The following is an 18629-nucleotide window of genomic DNA, read 5'->3' as shown; positions in this document are numbered from 1 at the left end:
CACAGTTTTTGGTACAGTGTCCTAAAAAAATAAAACCCAAGTCTCTTTTATACTTACACTCTTTAAGAGATGGTGCCAAAATAATAAAGATGAGTTTTAATAACTCACCTTTATTATTTTATATTGCCTAATTGATCATTCCTATATTATAAATTTTTTTATTTTTCCCACTCAAATATTAATTCTATATCAACTCTTTCTCTTTTTGGAAATTTAAAGTTACTATCTATTTCTCTTAGTTTATTTTTAATTCTTTCTGGTGTTTCAAATTTCAATTTTGGATATTCTTCAATATTTTTAATTTCATATGAAGTATCTAATAAAGGGTTTTTAATATTACTAACTTCAATTTTTGTAGCGTTTTTTAAAAACCATGAGTATCTTTTTTTATCTTCTTCAATAGAAACAATAGCTCCAGGTAATCCATTAAACTTCCATGGACCAACAGAAATTGGAATATCTAATGTAAACCAAACAGTATAATTCCTACCTCTAAAAGAAGTAGTGGCTTTCCTAATATTCAAATTATTTTCTTTTTTTATTTCGTCCCATATCTTCCAATTCATTTTAGGGGTTTTTTCTTTAAATATGAACATTTCTACATCTATTTGTTCTTGTATTATTACAACAGAATCTTTTAAATTACTATATATCAAATCATTATCTAAAAAATTTTGATTTAACACAATGTTATTGGCATCTATCGAATTAGTATCTGTATTTTTTAATTTCTTTTCTACTGTATACAAACTTTCTTTTGTTTTTACATTGTATTCTAATGTTGTATTATATATAGTCGTTTTATTAAATATAGATATATAATTTCTAAACTCGTATTCTAATTTATAATTCTGACTATAAACAATATTTACACATAAAATATTCAATAACAATAAAATTAACTTCCTTTCCATAATTATTAAGTGTATAAAAAAAGCTATTAAATAATAGCCTTTTTTTATTTATTCTCCGCCTGCTAATCTATCTGCAACCTCTTGCAGATATTCTTCTGCTTTTCTTTTACATGCATCTTCTGTTATAGTCCATACTATTGTTTCTCCAGCAAGTGTTCCATCAGCATGGAATACTTTAATATTACACCATCCACCAAAAAATTCAGTTTTTAACTGTAGAGATGTTTGATTTGCTAAAACAGACGATGATCCAAAAATAGCAAAGATTCCTAATAATAATAATTTCTTCATTTTTTTTAGTTTAAACATTATTGTTAATTTATCTAAGATAGATATATAATTTATATATAACAATATTTTAAATACTTAATTTATTAAAATATGAAAAAGGAGTTTTTAACATTAAAATTGTAATTAAATAATATTCTATAACAGATTTTATGTAAAATACAAAACCTCCAAATGGAGGTTTTTTTTTATGTTCTATAATACTAATTATGTTAAGTAATGTTTTTTAATGACTAAAGTCACTTTTTTATTTTTATAAATTACGGTTTTCCATAATTATATTTATTATTTCATTTTTAAAATTGTATATCCAAAGTGGATAAATAAAAAACAATTTATAATTATTACGTATGAAAAAATTACAATTTTACGCTCTTTCATTATTATTAAGCGGATGCTTTATTACTACATCATGCCAAGATGATGATACTACGCAAGATAATTCTGAAGCAAAAATCGAAATGCAAAAGAATATGCAACAATTTCTAACTAGTGTAGAAATAGCTCCAAAGGGAAGAATTGCCATTAATGACCTCCAGTCTCTAGAATTTTTTCTTTAAACATTTATGATAGCAGTTACATTCCTCTTTCCTCATACTCTTTAGATGGAGAGGTTTTTGTTGATGACGGAAGTCAATTTGACGAATTTGCCTTGATTTTGTTTTGATAAGATCTTGACGATCTGAACTTCTGTAAAATTGCTTTGTTTCATAATTATCCCTAAGTTAATAAACTATATTTTTAAACGTTCCGTTTTTTAGGGAAGATTACAGTACCTCTTTGTTTGGAGATTCTTGTAATACAAAGATAGGCTGTGTATGGCTTAAAAATTGTAAAATTGAATTTGAGATAGGTTGGTAATGCTTAATAAAAATATTCTTTTAATACTATTTGTTATTCTTTTGAATTTATTTTTCAGATTAATACAAATAGTATTTTTTAATGATTTAAGTTTTATATCCGATTCTATATACACTTCAATTTATAAAATCTTTCTCATTTATGTAATATTTCGATTTTCTGATAATATTTCGATTTTTAAAAATAGAATATCTTTTTATATTTTTATTACAGTAATTTTGATAAATAGTTTAATTTCATATTACTATTTAATTTACTATGGGGTTTTAAATCTGTTTTTACATTTTTTAAGATGCTTTAATGTTGCATTATTTGAAGAATTAATCTTTAGAGTTTTAGTTTTTTATAATTTTATTTTTTATTTTAAAAATAAAAAATATGAAAATTTTTATATTTTTAAGTCTATTATTTATACTTCACTTTGTTTTTCTTTAATACATATTGTAAATTTTCTATTCGGTAGATATGATATTTTATCTACCATTATACAAATAGAAATAGCTTTATTATTTGGTGTATTTTTACAATATATTTTTTTAAAATACAAAAGTATTATTCTAATATCTTTAATACATTGTTTTTTTAATTATTATGGTTCTATTAATAGAATTTTTCATTCTAATAATACTAAAATAGAACCTGTAGTATTAGATTATTATTCATTTAAAAATAATCAAATAATATTAGTTCCTTTGATAATTATAACTTTTACATATATTTATATTGTTTTAAAAAAAAAATATAATAAACCAAACACTTCTAGTTTATAATATAGTCTATACTTTATAACACCTTTTATGTTAAGTAAAAGGTGTTTTGTATTATAATTTAAAAATTAATTCGTTTTCTTCTGATTGTTGAAGTTTAGATTTTTGTAAAAGTTTCAACGTTTCGGGTTGATTTACATTTGCTTTTGCAGCAATTTTATCTAATTTCAATTCATTTTTTGCGTAATCAACAATTGCATTCAAAACTTCTGTTCCGTAACCTTTGTTCTGAAATTTGCGTTTCAGACGAATGTTGATAACTGCGCCGTATTTTGTTTGGCGTAAACCTCCCCAACCAACAAATCGTCCGCTTTTTTTCTCGTGAACACCCCAAAGACCAAAACCATATTCTTGGTAATGTTTCTCCATATTTTCGATAAAAAACTTCGCTTCGTCTTCAGATTTATACGGTTTTTCGTTGACGATTTTCATCAATTCTTTGTCAGAATTTAATTGAAATAATTCGAATGCATCAATCTCAAAAAACTCTCGTAAGACCAAACTTTTTGTTTCGCAAATAACTTTCATTAAAACTTTTTAGTTCTTGCAAAGTTACTTCGATTTAAAGAATAAAAAAAGTCTTACCAATTATGATAAGACTTTTATATTTACTTTTTTGTTGTTGTTTTTGGTTTTGCTGGAGTTGTTGTTTTAGGAGGCGTAGCTGTTGCTTCCGAAACCTTTTGGTTAATCTCTTGTGTTAAGATTTGTCTTTTTAGATTGAAGATTTCTGTATCTTTTTGATCAATCTTAGCATCTAAATCTTTTACTTTTTGAGTTAATTCTGCAACTTGCTTTTCTTTTTCGTTTAATTGAGTATAGAAAAGTTTTGATTTTTCTCCAGAACTATTCAATGCAGAATACAATTCTTGCAAATTAGTATCATGTTCTTTTTGAGCCATTCTAATCATAGCTTGCGCATTTGTCAAAGCTGTATCTTTGATGTATAATTCGCTTTTAGCTTTTGCTAAATCTTTTTCAAGAGTTTCGATTTTCAAATTAGCTAATGTCAAATCTTTAGATGTATTTGATTGATCGTCTAAAGCTCTGTAATAATTAGCTTCCAATTCTTGGTGTTGTTTCTGAGGAACGCAACTTGCAATTGCAAAAAGTGTTAAACAACAAAGTACAATTTTTTTCATTTATATAATCTTAAACGTCTAATTCTAATAAAACAGGACAATGATCTGAGTGCTTTGCATCTGGTAAAATCGTTGCACGCGTCATATTTTTTTCTAATGTATTACTCACCATATTGTAATCGATTCTCCAACCTTTGTTATTGTTGCGCGCATTTGCACGATAAGACCACCATGAGTAATGATGAGGTTCTTTTACAAAATAACGAAAAGAATCAATCATATTACATTCATCAAGAAAAGCAGTCATCCACTCTCTTTCGACAGGTAAAAAACCAGAAACTTTCGCATTACGAACAGGATCGTGAATATCGATTGCTTCGTGACAAATGTTATAATCGCCACAAATTACAATGTTTGGATGAGAGATTTTAAGTTCTTTGATGTAATCTTTAAAATCTTCACAAAATTGTAATTTAAAATCTAATCGATCAATATTTGTTCCACTTGGCAAATACAAACTAATTACCGAAACATTGTCAAAATCAAGTCTCAAAACGCGACCTTCTTTGTCAATATAATCTATTCCAGTTCCTATTTGTACATGATTAGGTTTTATTTTCGAGAAAATAGCAACTCCACTGTATCCTTTTTTCTCCGCTGCATGCCAATAAATGTGATAACCCAATTCCTCAAACGGTTTTGTGTCCACTTGTTCTTGCATTGCTTTTGTTTCTTGAATACAAAAAACATCTGGTTGTGCAGCTTCTAACCATTCAACCAAACCTTTAGTCATCGCAGCGCGAATTCCATTTACATTGTAACTGATGATTTTCATAGTTAGCGAAATTACTAAATATTTATGACGGATTGATTTAGAAATTTGAATAAAGTGAATATTTTTTGTAACTTTTTAGAAGTTAATACGTCTTAATAATAAAAGACATCAATATGAAATACATTTTTCTTCCAATTTTAATATTCAGTTCGTTAGGATTTGCGAGCTGTTCGGTAGATTTAAATTCTAAATCGCCAGTTTCTAATTATTTAGACCGAGTAGAGGCAAGTAGTAATACAATTACAGAAATGCGTAAGATATCTTCTTTTGAAGGAATTGATGTAAGCAGTGCAATAAGTGTTACTGTTTCTGATGGTAATTATAATGGTGAAATTTCTGTTGAAGCGCCAGATAATATTATGAATAGAATCACGACTGAAGTGAAAAATGGTGTTTTGGTTATGAAAATTAATGGAACCGTAAACTTGAAAAATTCTTCTATTAAAATTAAATTCCCTCATCAAAAATTACGTTCGTTTGATCTATCAGGTGCAACGAGTGTTACCGTTTTGCCAACGCAGAAAGTAGAAAAAATGGCTGTTGATTTATCAGGAGCTAGTAATTTAAAATTAGATGTGGTTTCGAATTCTATTTCGGTTGATAATTCTGGTGCATCAAGTATGAAAATTTCTGGAAATGTACAGGATTTAAACATTTCAGTTTCAGGAGCTTCTTCGTTTATTGGAAAAGAATTGAAAGCTGCGAATGTAGTTGTTGATTGTTCAGGAGCAAGTTCTACAACAGTTTGGGCTGTGAATAGTTTGACTGCTGATAGTTCTGGAGCGAGTTCTGTTCGTTATGTAGACGAAAATGGTTTGAAAACGAAAGTGAGCACTTCTGGAATGTCTTCTATCAAAAGAATAAACTAATAGTTTTTGTTTAAAACTATGATAAGTTAATATTTAGTACTACAAAAAAATCGGATGAATTTCATCCGATTTTTTTTATATCTATTTTTTTTATTAGAATTGCCAACCTAATGTCAATAAGAATAAATTATTGTCTAATTTAACTTTTGGAGCATAAGTGTTAGGTAAAATTACATAATAGTTGTCTGTATCAATATATCTACTTCCTCCAATTAATTGTTGATATTTTTGAGTTTGATATTGATAAGCCGCATCGATATAGAATCCACCAAAATCATATCCTAAACCAAAACTTGCACGATTAATATCTCCTTGAAATGCTTTCGATAAAACAGTAGCGTTTGTTACAACATTATTTTCGTTTGCAATATCCATTGTAAAATCTTTGTAAGGAGAAGTTATATAATTATAACCAGCTCTTACTTTGAAACGATCTACACGGTATTCCGCACCAACTCTAACTTCACTTGAATTTTTTACAACATCATTGATGAAATTATTATCTCCACTAAAATATTGTGATGGTTTTAATTTTGTATCATTGTTCATGTGGTAGGTATAATCAGCACCCAGAGATAAATTTTTACCAACAACAAAACCTAAACTTCCTACAAGACGTCCACCACGAGTCATATCATAATCAGAAGAATACATATAGTATGAAGCAACAGTACCAGTTGATTCATTATGAGTATTATTATCGTTATAAACATCTTCCGAGATATTGTACCAAACAGGAGAATGATAAGCTGCACCTAAACGTACATTGTGATTCACTTTGTAAATTGCTCCTAAAGAGAAAGAGAATCCTTGTCCAATTTCATTATAAGGAGCTCCATTAGCATTGTAAACATATGTATCATTATTTTTGTCATAACGCTCTGCATATTGTTCGTATCCCGAATAGTTTGTTTCATGGAAGTTTAATCCAAATCCCAAATAAACTTTGTCATCATAACTTGTACCTAAATTAACAGAGAATTTAGATTTATATCCATCAATATCTTTAATGTAACCATTGAATGTCCAAGTGTCACCTGTATTTAAATTCTCAAAACTAATTCCTTCATTTGTTCCAATTGATGAATAATTGTCTAAACGCTGATTAAGATAAGCGACACCAACTGTAAAACGATTCCATTTTGAAGCTTCATTTGCAAAAACAAATGTTCCTCCAAATTGTTGGAAATCAAAATTGCTTTCAGATTCTTTGATATTTGTTCCGAAATTAGTTTTGTTGCTAAAAGTAGAAACACCAGCTGTTACTTGGACATCAGAGTTAATTGCTACTCCTAATCCAGCAGGGTTTTGCTCGACAGAAGTAATGTCACTTCCTAATGCACCAACAGCTCCACCAACACCAATATATTTAGCATTTCCGCTGTTAATATCTTGCGAATATAAATTTATAGCATTTGTAGAATACTGAGTTTCGTATCCTTTGTTCTGTTGTGCAAAAGCCAATGTACCAGCTAAGGTACAAAGGCTTAATAATATTTTTTTCATTTATATATGATCTAAATCTAGTTATCTTCTTCCACCACGAGAGCCTCCTCCTGTGCTACTTCCTCGAGAACCACCTCCCATGCTTCCGCTACTCATACTACTACCTCTACTTGGAGAAGGTGTAGAATATGATGGGCGAGAATTGTTCATGCTATTTGTTCTTTCATAGCTTCTCGTTGGTTGTTGGTATTGTTGAGCTTCGCGAGTCGGTCTTGTGTTGTAAGTAGGCTGTTGTGTTTGTGCCGGTCTTACTTCACGAGTTGGACGCGTGTTATTCATTTGCCCTTGATCAACAGAAGGTCTAACTTCTCTTGTAGGACGAGTTCCGTTAATTTGGCTTTGGTCTACACTTGGTCTTACTTCACGAGTTGGACGTGTATTATTCATTTGTCCTTGATTAACAGAAGGTCTAACCTCTCTTGTAGGACGAGTTCCGTTAATTTGACTTTGGTCTGTACCTGGTCTTACCTCGCGAGTTGGACGTGTTGTATTGTTAATTGTATTATCACGAGTTGGTCTTAAACCTGTAGAGATTTGGTTGTTTCTACCATTTAAGCTTCCAACAGGACGAGTAGAATTAATGGTGTTATTTAAACGACCACCATTTCTGTAACCTGGTTGAGAATAAATTCCTCTTGGACGATTGTATCCATATCCATAATAACCTGGATATCCGTAACCCCAACCGTTATTCCATCCGTAGTAACCTCCATAATATCCACCATAGTAAGGTCTGTTCCAACCCCAACCATAATATCCATTATACCATGGATCGTTCCATCCCCATCCGAATGAAATACCAAATCCGTTTCCGTACCATCCACCATACCAAGGATTGTAATATCCCCAACGATATGGATTATAGAAACCTCCCCATCCGTAATTGTACCAAGGATAGTTGTTCCAGATATTAATTTCTACACCATCATTACGTCCCCAGTCATAATTACTCGATCCGTTATAAGTTAATGTGTAGTCGTTGTTTCCAAAATAATTGTAACCACCTAAACCGTACCCGTTAATTTTAACTTTGGTTGCTGATTTAGATTGAGTATTATCATTTGTACTATCAACATCATCTTGGTAATAAAATTGTTCAGCACCATTTCCTTCTGCATCGAAGTATGGACTACCAATTTTTATTTCCCCTTTATTTTCTTGTTCTCCTTGCTCGTTACCATGTTGTAGTTGAGCTTGTTGATAGGTTTTATCTGTTTTCGGATTATAGTAAACTCCGTCGCTTTCGTAACCACTTGGTTGATAAGTCGAACAAGATGAAATTCCTAATGCAGCCACAAGAATTAATGTAGTTGCAGAAATTTTATTAGAAATTTTATAAACTTTGTTCATAATTATAAATTTACATCGTTTGTAATAATTAAATTTGCATAAATTTATAGGCAATTTTAATGCCAAGTAAAGATACGAAACTTATCAACAAATATAAAAGATTATGGCAAAATTAACAACTCGTGCTGAGGATTATTCTAAGTGGTACAATGAGCTTGTTGTAAAAGCAAATTTAGCTGAGAATTCGAAGGTTAGAGGGTGTATGGTGATCAAACCATATGGCTATGCTATTTGGGAAAAACTACAAGCAGAATTAGACAAAAGATTTAAAGAAACAGGTCATCAAAATGCTTATTTCCCCTTATTTGTTCCTAAAAGTTTATTCGAAGCCGAAGAAAAAAATGCAGAAGGTTTTGCGAAAGAGTGTGCGGTTGTAACGCATTATCGATTGAAAAATGATCCTGATAACAAAGGAAAGTTGATTGTAGATCCAGAAGCAAAATTAGAAGAAGAATTAATTGTTCGTCCAACTTCAGAAGCAATTATTTGGAGTACATACAAAGGTTGGATTCAGTCGTACCGCGATTTACCAATTTTGATTAATCAATGGGCAAATGTTGTGCGTTGGGAAATGCGTACGCGTTTGTTTTTGAGAACTGCCGAGTTTTTATGGCAAGAAGGGCATACAGCTCACGAAACAAAAGAAGAAGCAATTGCGGAAGCGCAACAAATGCAAGAAGTATATGCGGATGTTGTAGAGAATTTTATGGCAATTCCAGTTGTAAAAGGAAGAAAGTCAGATTCTGAGCGTTTTGCGGGTGCTGATGATACCTATACAATCGAAGCGTTGATGCAAGATGGTAAAGCTTTACAAGCGGGAACTTCTCACTTTTTAGGGCAAAACTTTGCAAAAGCTTTTGATGTTAAATTCGCAAGCAAAGAAGGAAAACAAGAATATGTTTGGGCAACTTCTTGGGGAGTTTCTACTCGTTTGATGGGTGCATTAATTATGACGCATTCTGACGATTTAGGATTAGTTTTACCTCCAAAGTTAGCGCCAATTCAGGTTGTTGTTGTTCCAATTTATAAAACAGAAGAACAATTAGAAGAAATTCGTCAAGTGGTGGATAAATTTTCGTCTGAATTGAAAGCGAAAGGAATTTCGATCAAATTTGATGATGATGATAAAACGAAACCAGGTTGGAAATTTGCTGAATACGAATTGAAAGGTGTTCCTGTACGTATCGCAATTGGTCCAAAAGATTTAGAAAAAGGTCATGTTGAGGTTGCTCGTCGTGATACTTTAGAAAAACAATTCATCGCTTTAGATAATGTATCAACTGAAGTAGAAAAATTATTAGAAGATATTCAAACTAATTTATTCCAAAAAGCGTCAGATTTTAGAGATACTCACACAACAGAAGCAACAACTTTTGAAGAATTCAAAGATATTATCGAAAATAAAGGTGGTTTTGTTTCAGCTTTATGGGACGGAACAGAAGAAACAGAAGAAGCTATAAAAAATGAGACGAAAGCAACAATTCGTTGTATTCCTCAAGCTTTTGAAATGCCTACTGAAGGAGTAGATGTTTTCTCTGGAAAACCAGCAAAATACAGAGTTTTATATGCAAAAGCATATTAATTTGCTAAATAATAATTAGTGAAAAAAACTTTCCAAAATAAAAAAGGAGCTAATTATTAGCTCCTTTTTTATTTTAATGTTTTTTGGCGTGCAATTCTTTTAAACGTAGTTACTATAGCAGAATATTATTTTTTGTTAAATATCAATCATTTACAAAAAAAGGAGTATATTCGATTACTAATTAACACTAACATATATGAGAAAAACTCTACTGTCGGTATTCTGTTTATTTTCTATGTATGGGCTATCAGCACAACAAGATGTGTTGTGGGAAAAATCTATAGGAGGAGAACAAGCAGAATATCTTTATAATGCTATTTCTACACCTGATTATGGATTCTTGATTTTAGGCAGTTCTGCTTCTGATGCAACAGGAGATATCCAAAAGAAAAATCAAGGAAGTTTAGATTATTTCATTTGGAAAATGGATGAAAATGGGAAGCAAGAATGGCAAAATTCATTTGGAGGAAACGGTTCAGATTTCTTATATACGGCTAAGCCTACTGCTGATGGAGGGTATATCTTAGCAGGAGCTTCTACATCATCAAAATCAGGAGATAAAACATCCAATAATCAAGGAGCTGAAGATATTTGGGTGATAAAAATTGATGCACAGGGAAAACTACAATGGCAAAATTCTTTTGGAGGAAATGGAAATGATATTCCTGTTGATGTGATTAGAACCAATGATGGAGGTTATTTAATTGCTTCAAATTCCAATTCTGCTTCTTCTGAACTAAAGAAAAGTAAACATTTTGGAGGAAATGATTACTACATTATCAAGTTAAATGAAAAAGGAGAACTTCTTTGGGAAAATACTTTTGGAGGATTGTTTGATGATAAATTAAAATCAGTTATTGAGACTAAAAAAGGATTTTTGTTGGTTGGAAATTCTAATTCTCCAGCAAGTGGCAATAAAACAATTGATCATGAATTCAATTCAACTTGGATTGTCGAAATTAATCAAAAAGGAGAAATTATTTCGGAGAATAATTTAGGTTTAAATGCTGAAAACTTTTTGATTTCTTTTCAAGAACAAGAGAATAATTATTTGTTTGCTATTAATGAAAAAAATGGGAGTAAAATTCAGACAAAAATTATTCAAACAGATTTGAATCTTCAACCTCACAAAACAACCAAAATAGAAGAACAAAAAGATTTATCCATCACAGAAATTCAATCCATTAATGATACGTTTATTTTAACAGCCAATCAAATCTCAACTTTACAACAAAAAACGACAACTTCTTCTATTGAAAGTTATTACATCACAAAGTCATTTGATGAAAATGGAACAGAAAAATGGTCTAAAACTTTTGGAGAAAAAGGATTTAATTACCTTGAAAAAGCAATCACTACTCGTGATGGGTCAATTATACTATTTGGAAACTCTACACAACAAGCCAAAGGAAATAAAGGTCAATCTGATTTTTATTTAGTGAAATTAGGAAAAGATACAGATGATATCAAACGTGTATTTATAGAAGCTTATCCCAACCCAACCCAAGATGTGGTGAATATTTTAATCAATAAAGACTTCAAAAAAGCATCTGTTGACGTTTATAATTTAATAGGGCAACATCTACAATCAAAAGACGTGAAATACCGTTCTACACCAATTTCTTTAGGAAACTATCCTAGTGGAGTTTATATCCTAAAAATCAACCACGATAACCAAACTGAATCTATTAAAATTATTAAAAAGTAATACATGAAGAAAAATATAGTGCTACTTGCTTTATTAGCTTTGTCTTATACTTATGCTCAGCAAAATAGTTATGTTCCTAGTACAGAAGTTACACCTCCTTCTTTAGAAAATTATTTTTTTACAAAAAATGGAAATTTAGATATAAGTGGAAATAAAGGTGGTTTTAGTCATCAGATTCCAATTTATTCATTAAAAAATGGAGATATTAATCTAAATTTAAATTTAACTTATTATACAGATGGTGTAAAAGTTAATGATATTGCAGGATTGGTAGGAATGGGATGGAATTTAAATGCAGGAGGAATGATTACACGTGTTGTGAAGGGACTTCCTGATGAAGATAGCGGATTTGAATTGTTAAGACCTTCCAAAGATTTAATGAAAACAGCATTGTCTGGAAATTTTACAGATAATGAATACTTAAATAATTATTACGACATATATCGAAAGATATATTCTGCTAATGGATTGGAAGGAGAACCTAATTTAATTGATTCTCAACAAGATGTTTTTAATTTTAATTTTAATGGATACAGTGGTACATTTTATATTGATAATGGTGTAATTTATATTAATGAAAATCCTGATATAAAAGCTTCATTTATTAAAATACAAAACCCTACTACTCATAAATATTATCTGAAATTTACTTTTATTACACCGGATGGTATTAGTTATGAATTTGGAGGTGAAGAAGCTTTTGTTGAAACTACAAAAATCACAACAAATTGTTCCAAAAGCTATTCTAGAGAACCAAATTCTACTTGGTATTTAAAGCAAATAAAAGACTCTAAAAATAATAATATTGATTTTATATATGATAATTTATACAAATCATACCCTTTAAATTATTCAGAGAGCTATTCAATAACATATGGAAATAATAATTTGCCAGGTGAAATAATAAGTCAAAAATCTGAAAAATGTACTTCTTATTTTGAATCAAATAATGCTAAATATTTAAAAAATATTAGTTCTAAAAACATTAATGTTTCTTTTAATTACGATAATAGATTAGACTACACTACAGGATATAAATTAAATAGTATTAATATATCTAAAAATAATACTTCAATACCTATTTTATTTAATTATGTCTATTCAGGTCCAAATACTTCAGATGTTAATGAATATAAAAAAAGATTATTTTTAAATAATCTATCAATCAATGATTCTAAATTTTCATTTGAATATGATAATATTAATTCTTTATCTGATCGTCTTTCCTCTAATATAGATTTATATGGTTATTCAAATTCAAATACATATTCTTATTTATCAAACTTTCATTATAATGAGGATGCATCAATGACTAAATTTATTTCTGTATTTGGAGATAAAATAGCTAATAGAAACGTTGACCTTTATAAATCAAAATACGGAGTATTAACTAAAATTATTTATCCTACAAAAGGTTATACTGAACTAACTTATGAAAACAATACAACTACTGAATTAGTTAACAAAGATGTTTTTTTAACAAACAATCTATATGTAGTTAAAAGGAACTGTGAACCTTACAGTAGTCAAAGTGATACACAAGTTTTTGAATTTATTAGTAATGGTCAAGATATTTCATTTGACTCATCAATGAATGTGAATAGATGTGATGGTGTAAACGTAAACGATTTTCATGATACATATAGTTTAACTATAGAAAATTTAACTACAAGCCAAACTATTTTAACATTTAATGGACGATATGATCGTTTTCTAAAAACTAATAATGGATTTGAGATGAATGGAGAAAATATTATTTCCCCTATAACAACTACAAATAACTCAAAATATAGAATTACTCTTAGTACAAATTCTATAGTTAACAATGTATCTGCTAATTTAACTTTAAAATACAATAAAACTGTTAATCAAGTTGAAGAGAATGTAAATTACAGTGGAGCAAGAATTAAATCTATCAAAGATTATAATGGAAATACTTTAGATAATAGTAAAACTATATACTATAATAACATACAAAATTTAAACAATTTAAAAACAAGTTTAGTCCACGATTTTATATACAACCCTTGGAAATGTACCCCTTCTGCTGTATTTGCTATCAGTGGTAATAGTTCAGCAGAACATTTTAATTGTTATAATCGATTATATAGTACTGATAATTTTTCTGATATTTTTAATTCTACGATAGATCGTATTAAGTATAAATATATTACAAAAAATATTGAAAATAATGGCTTTATTGAGGAAGATTATAATATATCGGGTATTACCGATGATAGTCAGTCTTTAAATCAACACCCAATATATAATAGAAATTCATCTAATAACCAATGGAATGCCAATCAATTAATAAAATCTAAAATTTATAATTCAAACCAATCATTAATTAAAGAATCTAATAATGAATACGAAATTAAGAGTTCAACTAAATTTAATAATTACAATATAGAACCAGGAATATATCCTGTTACTAAAGAACGTTTAAGACCTGAATATAATACTGGTAAATATTATAATACACAAGATGGATGTTTCTCTTTATTTTGTGGAGTTCAAGGTGGAAATGCAGTAAGTCATTATTATAATTATGTCTTTAGTTCTAAATTAACAAAACAAACCACCAAAGAATACCTATCAAGTGGTACGGTTACAACAGAAACAAATTATAATTATGATAGTCCAAATCATTTACAATTAACAAAACAATCTACAACCAACAGCAAAGGTGAAACACTAACTGCTGAATACCAATACCCTTCAGATTTGATAAGTGGTTACGAACAAAGTCCGATAATGCAAGAAATGGTGAATCGTAATATGATTGCTACACCTGTTATTACAAAATCTAAAAATGGGTCTACTGTTTTATCTGAACAACGAACTTTGTATAAATATTTCCCTACAACAAACGGTAATCTAATTTTACCAGAATTTGTTTACGCTAAAAAAGGAGCTACAACAACAGCTGTAGATCGTAAAATAACGTATAACAGCTATGACAACCAAGGTAATTTAACGCAATATACCTTAGAAAATGGACTTCCAGTTTCCATTATTTGGGGGTATAACAATCAATATCCAGTTGCTAAATTAGAAGGCGTTGCTTTATCTCAAATTAATGCTGCAACGATCACAACGTTAAATACCAAAACAACAGATGCCGACTTGTTGGCTGCGATTACAACTTTACGTAATACCCATAAGGATGCTATGGTAACAGGGTATTTGTATAAACCATTAGTTGGTGTTACTCAAATTATACAACCAAATGGAGTAGCTGAAAAGTATAATTATGATGCTTCAAATCGTTTACAATCTATCGTAAATGATAAAGGTGAAACGCTTAAAACTTTCCAATACAACTATAAACCTTAATGCTAGATCTATGAAACACTTTTATAAAAATTTTATATACAGTACGCTTCTAGCTTTAGGAAGTGGTAGTGTATATGCCCAAACAACCACAGAAAACTTTATCAAAACAGTTGAATGTTTAAAAGCCGATTGTTCTGAAAAGAAAGAAACGGTTGTTTATTTTGATGGCTTAGGAAGAGAAAAACAAATTCTACAAGTAGGTGCTTCTCCATTAGGAAAAACGATTGTAACACCTATTGAATACGACGGATTCGGAAGACAGGCACGAGAATATTTGCCGTTTCCGATTGGTTCAGCAGCAAATACAGTTGTAAGTGCTGCAACTAATGGTAACACATTTTATTCCACTTTAACTGGAGATACCACGCCTTTTTCTGAGAAAACATTTGAAAACTCACCTTTAAATAGAGTATTGGCGCAAGCAGCACCAGGAAACTCATGGAAAAAAGGAGCGAATGAAATTAAATTTGATTATGCAACTAATACTGATGCTGATAAAGTACAAAAGTTTGGAGTTACTTTATCTGCTGCATTTGTACCAACTCTAACTTTAAGTGGAAATTATACAGCAGGAAGTTTATATAAAACCATTACAACAGACGAAAATGGTCAACCTATCCAAGAGTTTAAAGACAAGGAAGGGAAAATTATTTTAAAACGAATTAATATACCTGCAATAACTGGAACTACAAATTCATCAGGAAATCATGATACCTACTATGTGTATGATATCTATGGAAATCTGACCTATGTAATACCACCAAAATTAGTAGAAGTAGGAACAACAGTATTGGCTAATTATACAGCTAATTTGGCTGAATTAGGTTATCAATACCAATACGATGATAAAAATCGTTTAGTTGAAAAACAACTTCCTGGCAAAGGAAGAGAGTTTATGGTGTATGATAAATTGGATCGATTAGTTGCAACAAGAGATAGTCAAAATGAGTGGATATTCACAAAATATGATAAATTTAATCGAATTGTTTACACAGGAACTTTACCCACATCAGCTAGGGCTACGTTACAGTCAGCTTATAATACAGCAACAGTTTATCATGAAACAAGAGGAACATCTGGAGGATTAGCGAATAATGGAATCACAAATGGATTATATACCAATGTTGCCTATCCAACATCTTTTACAAAGATAACAACGATTAATTATTACGATGAGTATACAAATTTAGGTGTAACTCCTTCTTCTATAGATGGACAAAGTGTCATAGGAGTAACAGATACCAAAACAAAAGGATTGGCAGTAGCAAGCTTTACTAATGTTTTAGGTACAACAACATGGGCTAAAAATTATACCTATTACGATGCAAAATATATTCGTCCTGTCGCAACCGCTTCTACAAACTATTTAGGTGGTTATACCAATACAGCCTCAAGTTTAGATTTTAGAGGAAAACCACTTAAAACAATCACAAAACACAAACAATTAGCAGCAAGTACAGAATTAACATTAACGGATGAATTTGTGTATTATCCAAATGAGTTATTAAAATCTCAAACGCATCAAATAAACAGTGGAGCGAAAGAATATATTGTACAGAATTCGTATAACGAAATCAATCAATTAACGTCTAAAAAGGTAGGAAATTCTGTAGCTACAACACCATTGCAAACGGTAGATTATAAGTACAATATAAGAGGTTGGATGACGGATATTAATAATGTAGATGTAACAGAAACAACAACTTATCGAGATTTATTTTCGTTTCGATTGAATTATGATAAGTTAACTCGAGTAACAAATAATACTGCTGTAAAAAAACTACACAATGGTAACATTGCAGAAATCATCTGGAAAACAACTGATTTTAATATAAGAAGCTATAGTTTTGAGTATGATGGATTAAATCGCCTGAAGAATAGCATTTATCTAAAAAACACTAATGAGGCTATTAATGCATACAATGAAACAATCAAAGGTTACGATAAAAATGGGAATATTACAGGAATTATTCGAAATGGGAACAATGAGATAATCAATGCTCCAGTGATAGATAATTTGAGTTATGTGTACCAAACAAACTCGAACAAGCTATTAAGTGTAACCGATGCAACGACGTTAACAGAAGGTTTTAATGATGGGAATAAAGTAGGAAATGATTATACTTACGACACCAACGGAAATTTAACAGTAGATAAAAACAAAGGAATAACAAAAATTAGTTATAATTCCTTAAATTTACCAACAGAAGTTCTTTGGAATGCATCGAAAAAGATTAATTACACGTACGATGCAAGTGGAGTTAAGTTAAGAAAAGTCGTAACAGATGGAGCTACAGTAACCACAACCGATTATTTAGGAGGTTTTCAGTACGTAAATAACAGTTTACAGTTTTTTCCAACAGCTGAGGGGTATGTGAATGTAACTGGAGGTACAACTTTTAATTATGTTTACAATTACACGGATCATTTGGGTAATGTACGATTGAGTTATCAAAAAGAAGCAAATGGCTCGCTAAAAGTATTGGAAGAAAACAATTACTATCCATTTGGATTACAACATAAAGGCTATAATAATGGATTATACACTTATGTTCCTCCAGATGATACTCTTCCTGTAGATCCTTTTCCTGGGCCTGGAGGATCAATAATTATTGAACCTGCAACTCTAAACATATCAGGTAATCTTATTGGGGTTTCTAGTTATAATTACAAATACAATGGGAAAGAGCTTCAAGATGAATTAAGCTTAAATTTATACGACTACGGTGCAAGAAACTACGACCCTGCAATAGGGAGATGGTTCAATATCGACCCTGCTGCTGAACTTAGCAGAAGATATTCACCTTATACTTACGCTCTCAATAATCCCCTAAGATTTATAGACCCTGATGGAATGATTGCAGAAGATATTATTAGAGGTCAAACCAAAGAAGATGTAGGGAAAATGAAAGAAGATATTCATAATGTTTTAAAAGATGATAAATTCAGTAAACTAAGAGGACTTATTGATGTTAAAGGAAAGGAATTTAAATCCATAAACTCAAAAGATTTAGCTTCTGCTTTATCAGGAGTTGATATGAATGAAGATGAGAAGGCTTATGTTGATATAGTAACAAATACAATTAATTCAAAAGAAATACATACTATTGAATATATGAGCGGAGAGTTTACATCTACAGAAGGTGCTGCAGCATTTAAAGAGCATATGAATAGTATTCAGTCTGGAGTTGGAGATGCAATGGTAATAGATGATAAATTAAGTACAAGTCTAGTAACAGGGTTAGGTAAAGAAGGTTTTAATGTTCCAACCAAAAATGGTTCTCATTCTTTTATAAATTCAAATGTATCTGGTAATGAAAGAAGTTCTACTTCTGGACATGAATTATTTGGACATGGTATCCCATCTGCTAGAAAACTTACTCCTGCAGATAATAATTCAAATGCTATACGAGCAGATAATCTAATAAGACGATTATTAGGTATGCCTCAAAGAGATGGGAAAGATCATGGAGGTTATTCTGAAGGACATATAAAAGACCCTAAAAAAATACCTCTTACTAAATAGTTTAT

At 30.2% G+C, this 18629-nt stretch carries 14 protein-coding genes; 7 read left to right on the top strand and 7 right to left on the bottom strand.

Annotated features, from left to right (window positions below):
- Window positions 1-158: 158 nt before the first annotated feature.
- A complete protein-coding gene (locus B3792_RS07425) occupies window positions 159-914 on the bottom strand; it encodes a GLPGLI family protein (protein ID WP_291047254.1) in 756 nt (251 codons plus the stop codon).
- 48 nt (window positions 915-962) lie between these two features.
- Window positions 963-1205, bottom strand: coding sequence for a hypothetical protein (locus tag B3792_RS07420; protein ID WP_291047256.1), 243 nt, complete (start codon window positions 1203-1205; stop codon window positions 963-965).
- Window positions 1206-1552: 347 nt separating this feature from the next.
- Between B3792_RS07420 and B3792_RS07415 the strand changes: the two genes are divergently transcribed.
- Together B3792_RS07415 and B3792_RS14115 are read left to right on the top strand one after the other, a co-directional pair.
- Entirely contained in the window at window positions 1553-1762 is a 210-nt protein-coding gene (locus B3792_RS07415) for a hypothetical protein (protein WP_291051291.1), read from the top strand.
- Window positions 1763-2062: 300 nt separating this feature from the next.
- Window positions 2063-2833, top strand: coding sequence for a CPBP family intramembrane glutamic endopeptidase (locus B3792_RS14115; RefSeq protein ID WP_409450515.1), 771 nt, complete (start codon window positions 2063-2065; stop codon window positions 2831-2833).
- A 51-nt stretch (window positions 2834-2884) separates the two neighbouring features.
- On the opposite strand, the gene B3792_RS07410 is transcribed toward B3792_RS14115, so the two are convergent.
- From B3792_RS07410 to B3792_RS07400, 3 genes are all read right to left on the bottom strand, one after another.
- Entirely contained in the window at window positions 2885-3358 is a 474-nt protein-coding gene (locus B3792_RS07410) for a GNAT family N-acetyltransferase (protein WP_221854535.1), read from the bottom strand.
- A gap of 80 nt (window positions 3359-3438) precedes the next feature.
- Window positions 3439-3972 (bottom strand): hypothetical protein, encoded by a 534-nt coding sequence (locus B3792_RS07405; protein WP_038332722.1) that lies wholly within the window; start codon window positions 3970-3972, stop codon window positions 3439-3441.
- 10 nt (window positions 3973-3982) lie between these two features.
- Window positions 3983-4747, bottom strand: a complete 765-nt coding sequence (locus tag B3792_RS07400; RefSeq protein ID WP_286495553.1) for an exodeoxyribonuclease III — start codon at window positions 4745-4747, stop codon at window positions 3983-3985.
- A 113-nt stretch (window positions 4748-4860) separates the two neighbouring features.
- Between B3792_RS07400 and B3792_RS07395 the strand changes: the two genes are divergently transcribed.
- Window positions 4861-5616, top strand: coding sequence for a head GIN domain-containing protein (locus B3792_RS07395; RefSeq protein ID WP_286495554.1), 756 nt, complete (start codon window positions 4861-4863; stop codon window positions 5614-5616).
- 93 nt (window positions 5617-5709) lie between these two features.
- Here the strand turns inward: B3792_RS07395 and B3792_RS07390 are convergent, their stop codons facing one another.
- A complete protein-coding gene (locus B3792_RS07390) occupies window positions 5710-7122 on the bottom strand; it encodes an OmpP1/FadL family transporter (protein WP_291069258.1) in 1413 nt (470 codons plus the stop codon).
- A gap of 21 nt (window positions 7123-7143) precedes the next feature.
- Complete coding sequence (locus B3792_RS07385; RefSeq protein ID WP_291066011.1) at window positions 7144-8472, bottom strand: hypothetical protein; 1329 nt, start codon at window positions 8470-8472, stop codon at window positions 7144-7146.
- Window positions 8473-8575: 103 nt separating this feature from the next.
- Between B3792_RS07385 and proS the strand changes: the two genes are divergently transcribed.
- The 4 genes from proS to B3792_RS07365 all read left to right on the top strand — a co-directional run bounded on the left by proS (window position 8576) and on the right by B3792_RS07365 (window position 18624).
- Complete coding sequence (gene proS, locus B3792_RS07380) at window positions 8576-10054, top strand: proline--tRNA ligase (protein ID WP_291069256.1); 1479 nt, start codon at window positions 8576-8578, stop codon at window positions 10052-10054.
- Window positions 10055-10250: 196 nt separating this feature from the next.
- On the top strand, window positions 10251-11762 hold the full coding sequence (locus B3792_RS07375; RefSeq protein ID WP_286495557.1) for a T9SS type A sorting domain-containing protein: 1512 nt from the start codon (window positions 10251-10253) through the stop codon (window positions 11760-11762).
- A 3-nt stretch (window positions 11763-11765) separates the two neighbouring features.
- Window positions 11766-15098: a hypothetical protein gene (locus tag B3792_RS07370; protein ID WP_291069254.1), complete on the top strand. Its 3333-nt coding sequence runs from the start codon at window positions 11766-11768 to the stop codon at window positions 15096-15098.
- Window positions 15099-15108: 10 nt separating this feature from the next.
- Entirely contained in the window at window positions 15109-18624 is a 3516-nt protein-coding gene (locus B3792_RS07365) for a DUF6443 domain-containing protein (protein ID WP_291069252.1), read from the top strand.
- Window positions 18625-18629: the final 5 nt, after the last annotated feature.

Origin of the sequence: Empedobacter sp. UBA5924 (genome assembly GCF_002431085.1) — a bacterium.
GTDB lineage: Bacteria > Bacteroidota > Bacteroidia > Flavobacteriales > Weeksellaceae > Empedobacter > Empedobacter falsenii_B.
The sequence above is the reverse complement of the archived record's forward strand: the minus strand, read 5'-3'. Positions and strand labels throughout refer to the sequence as shown.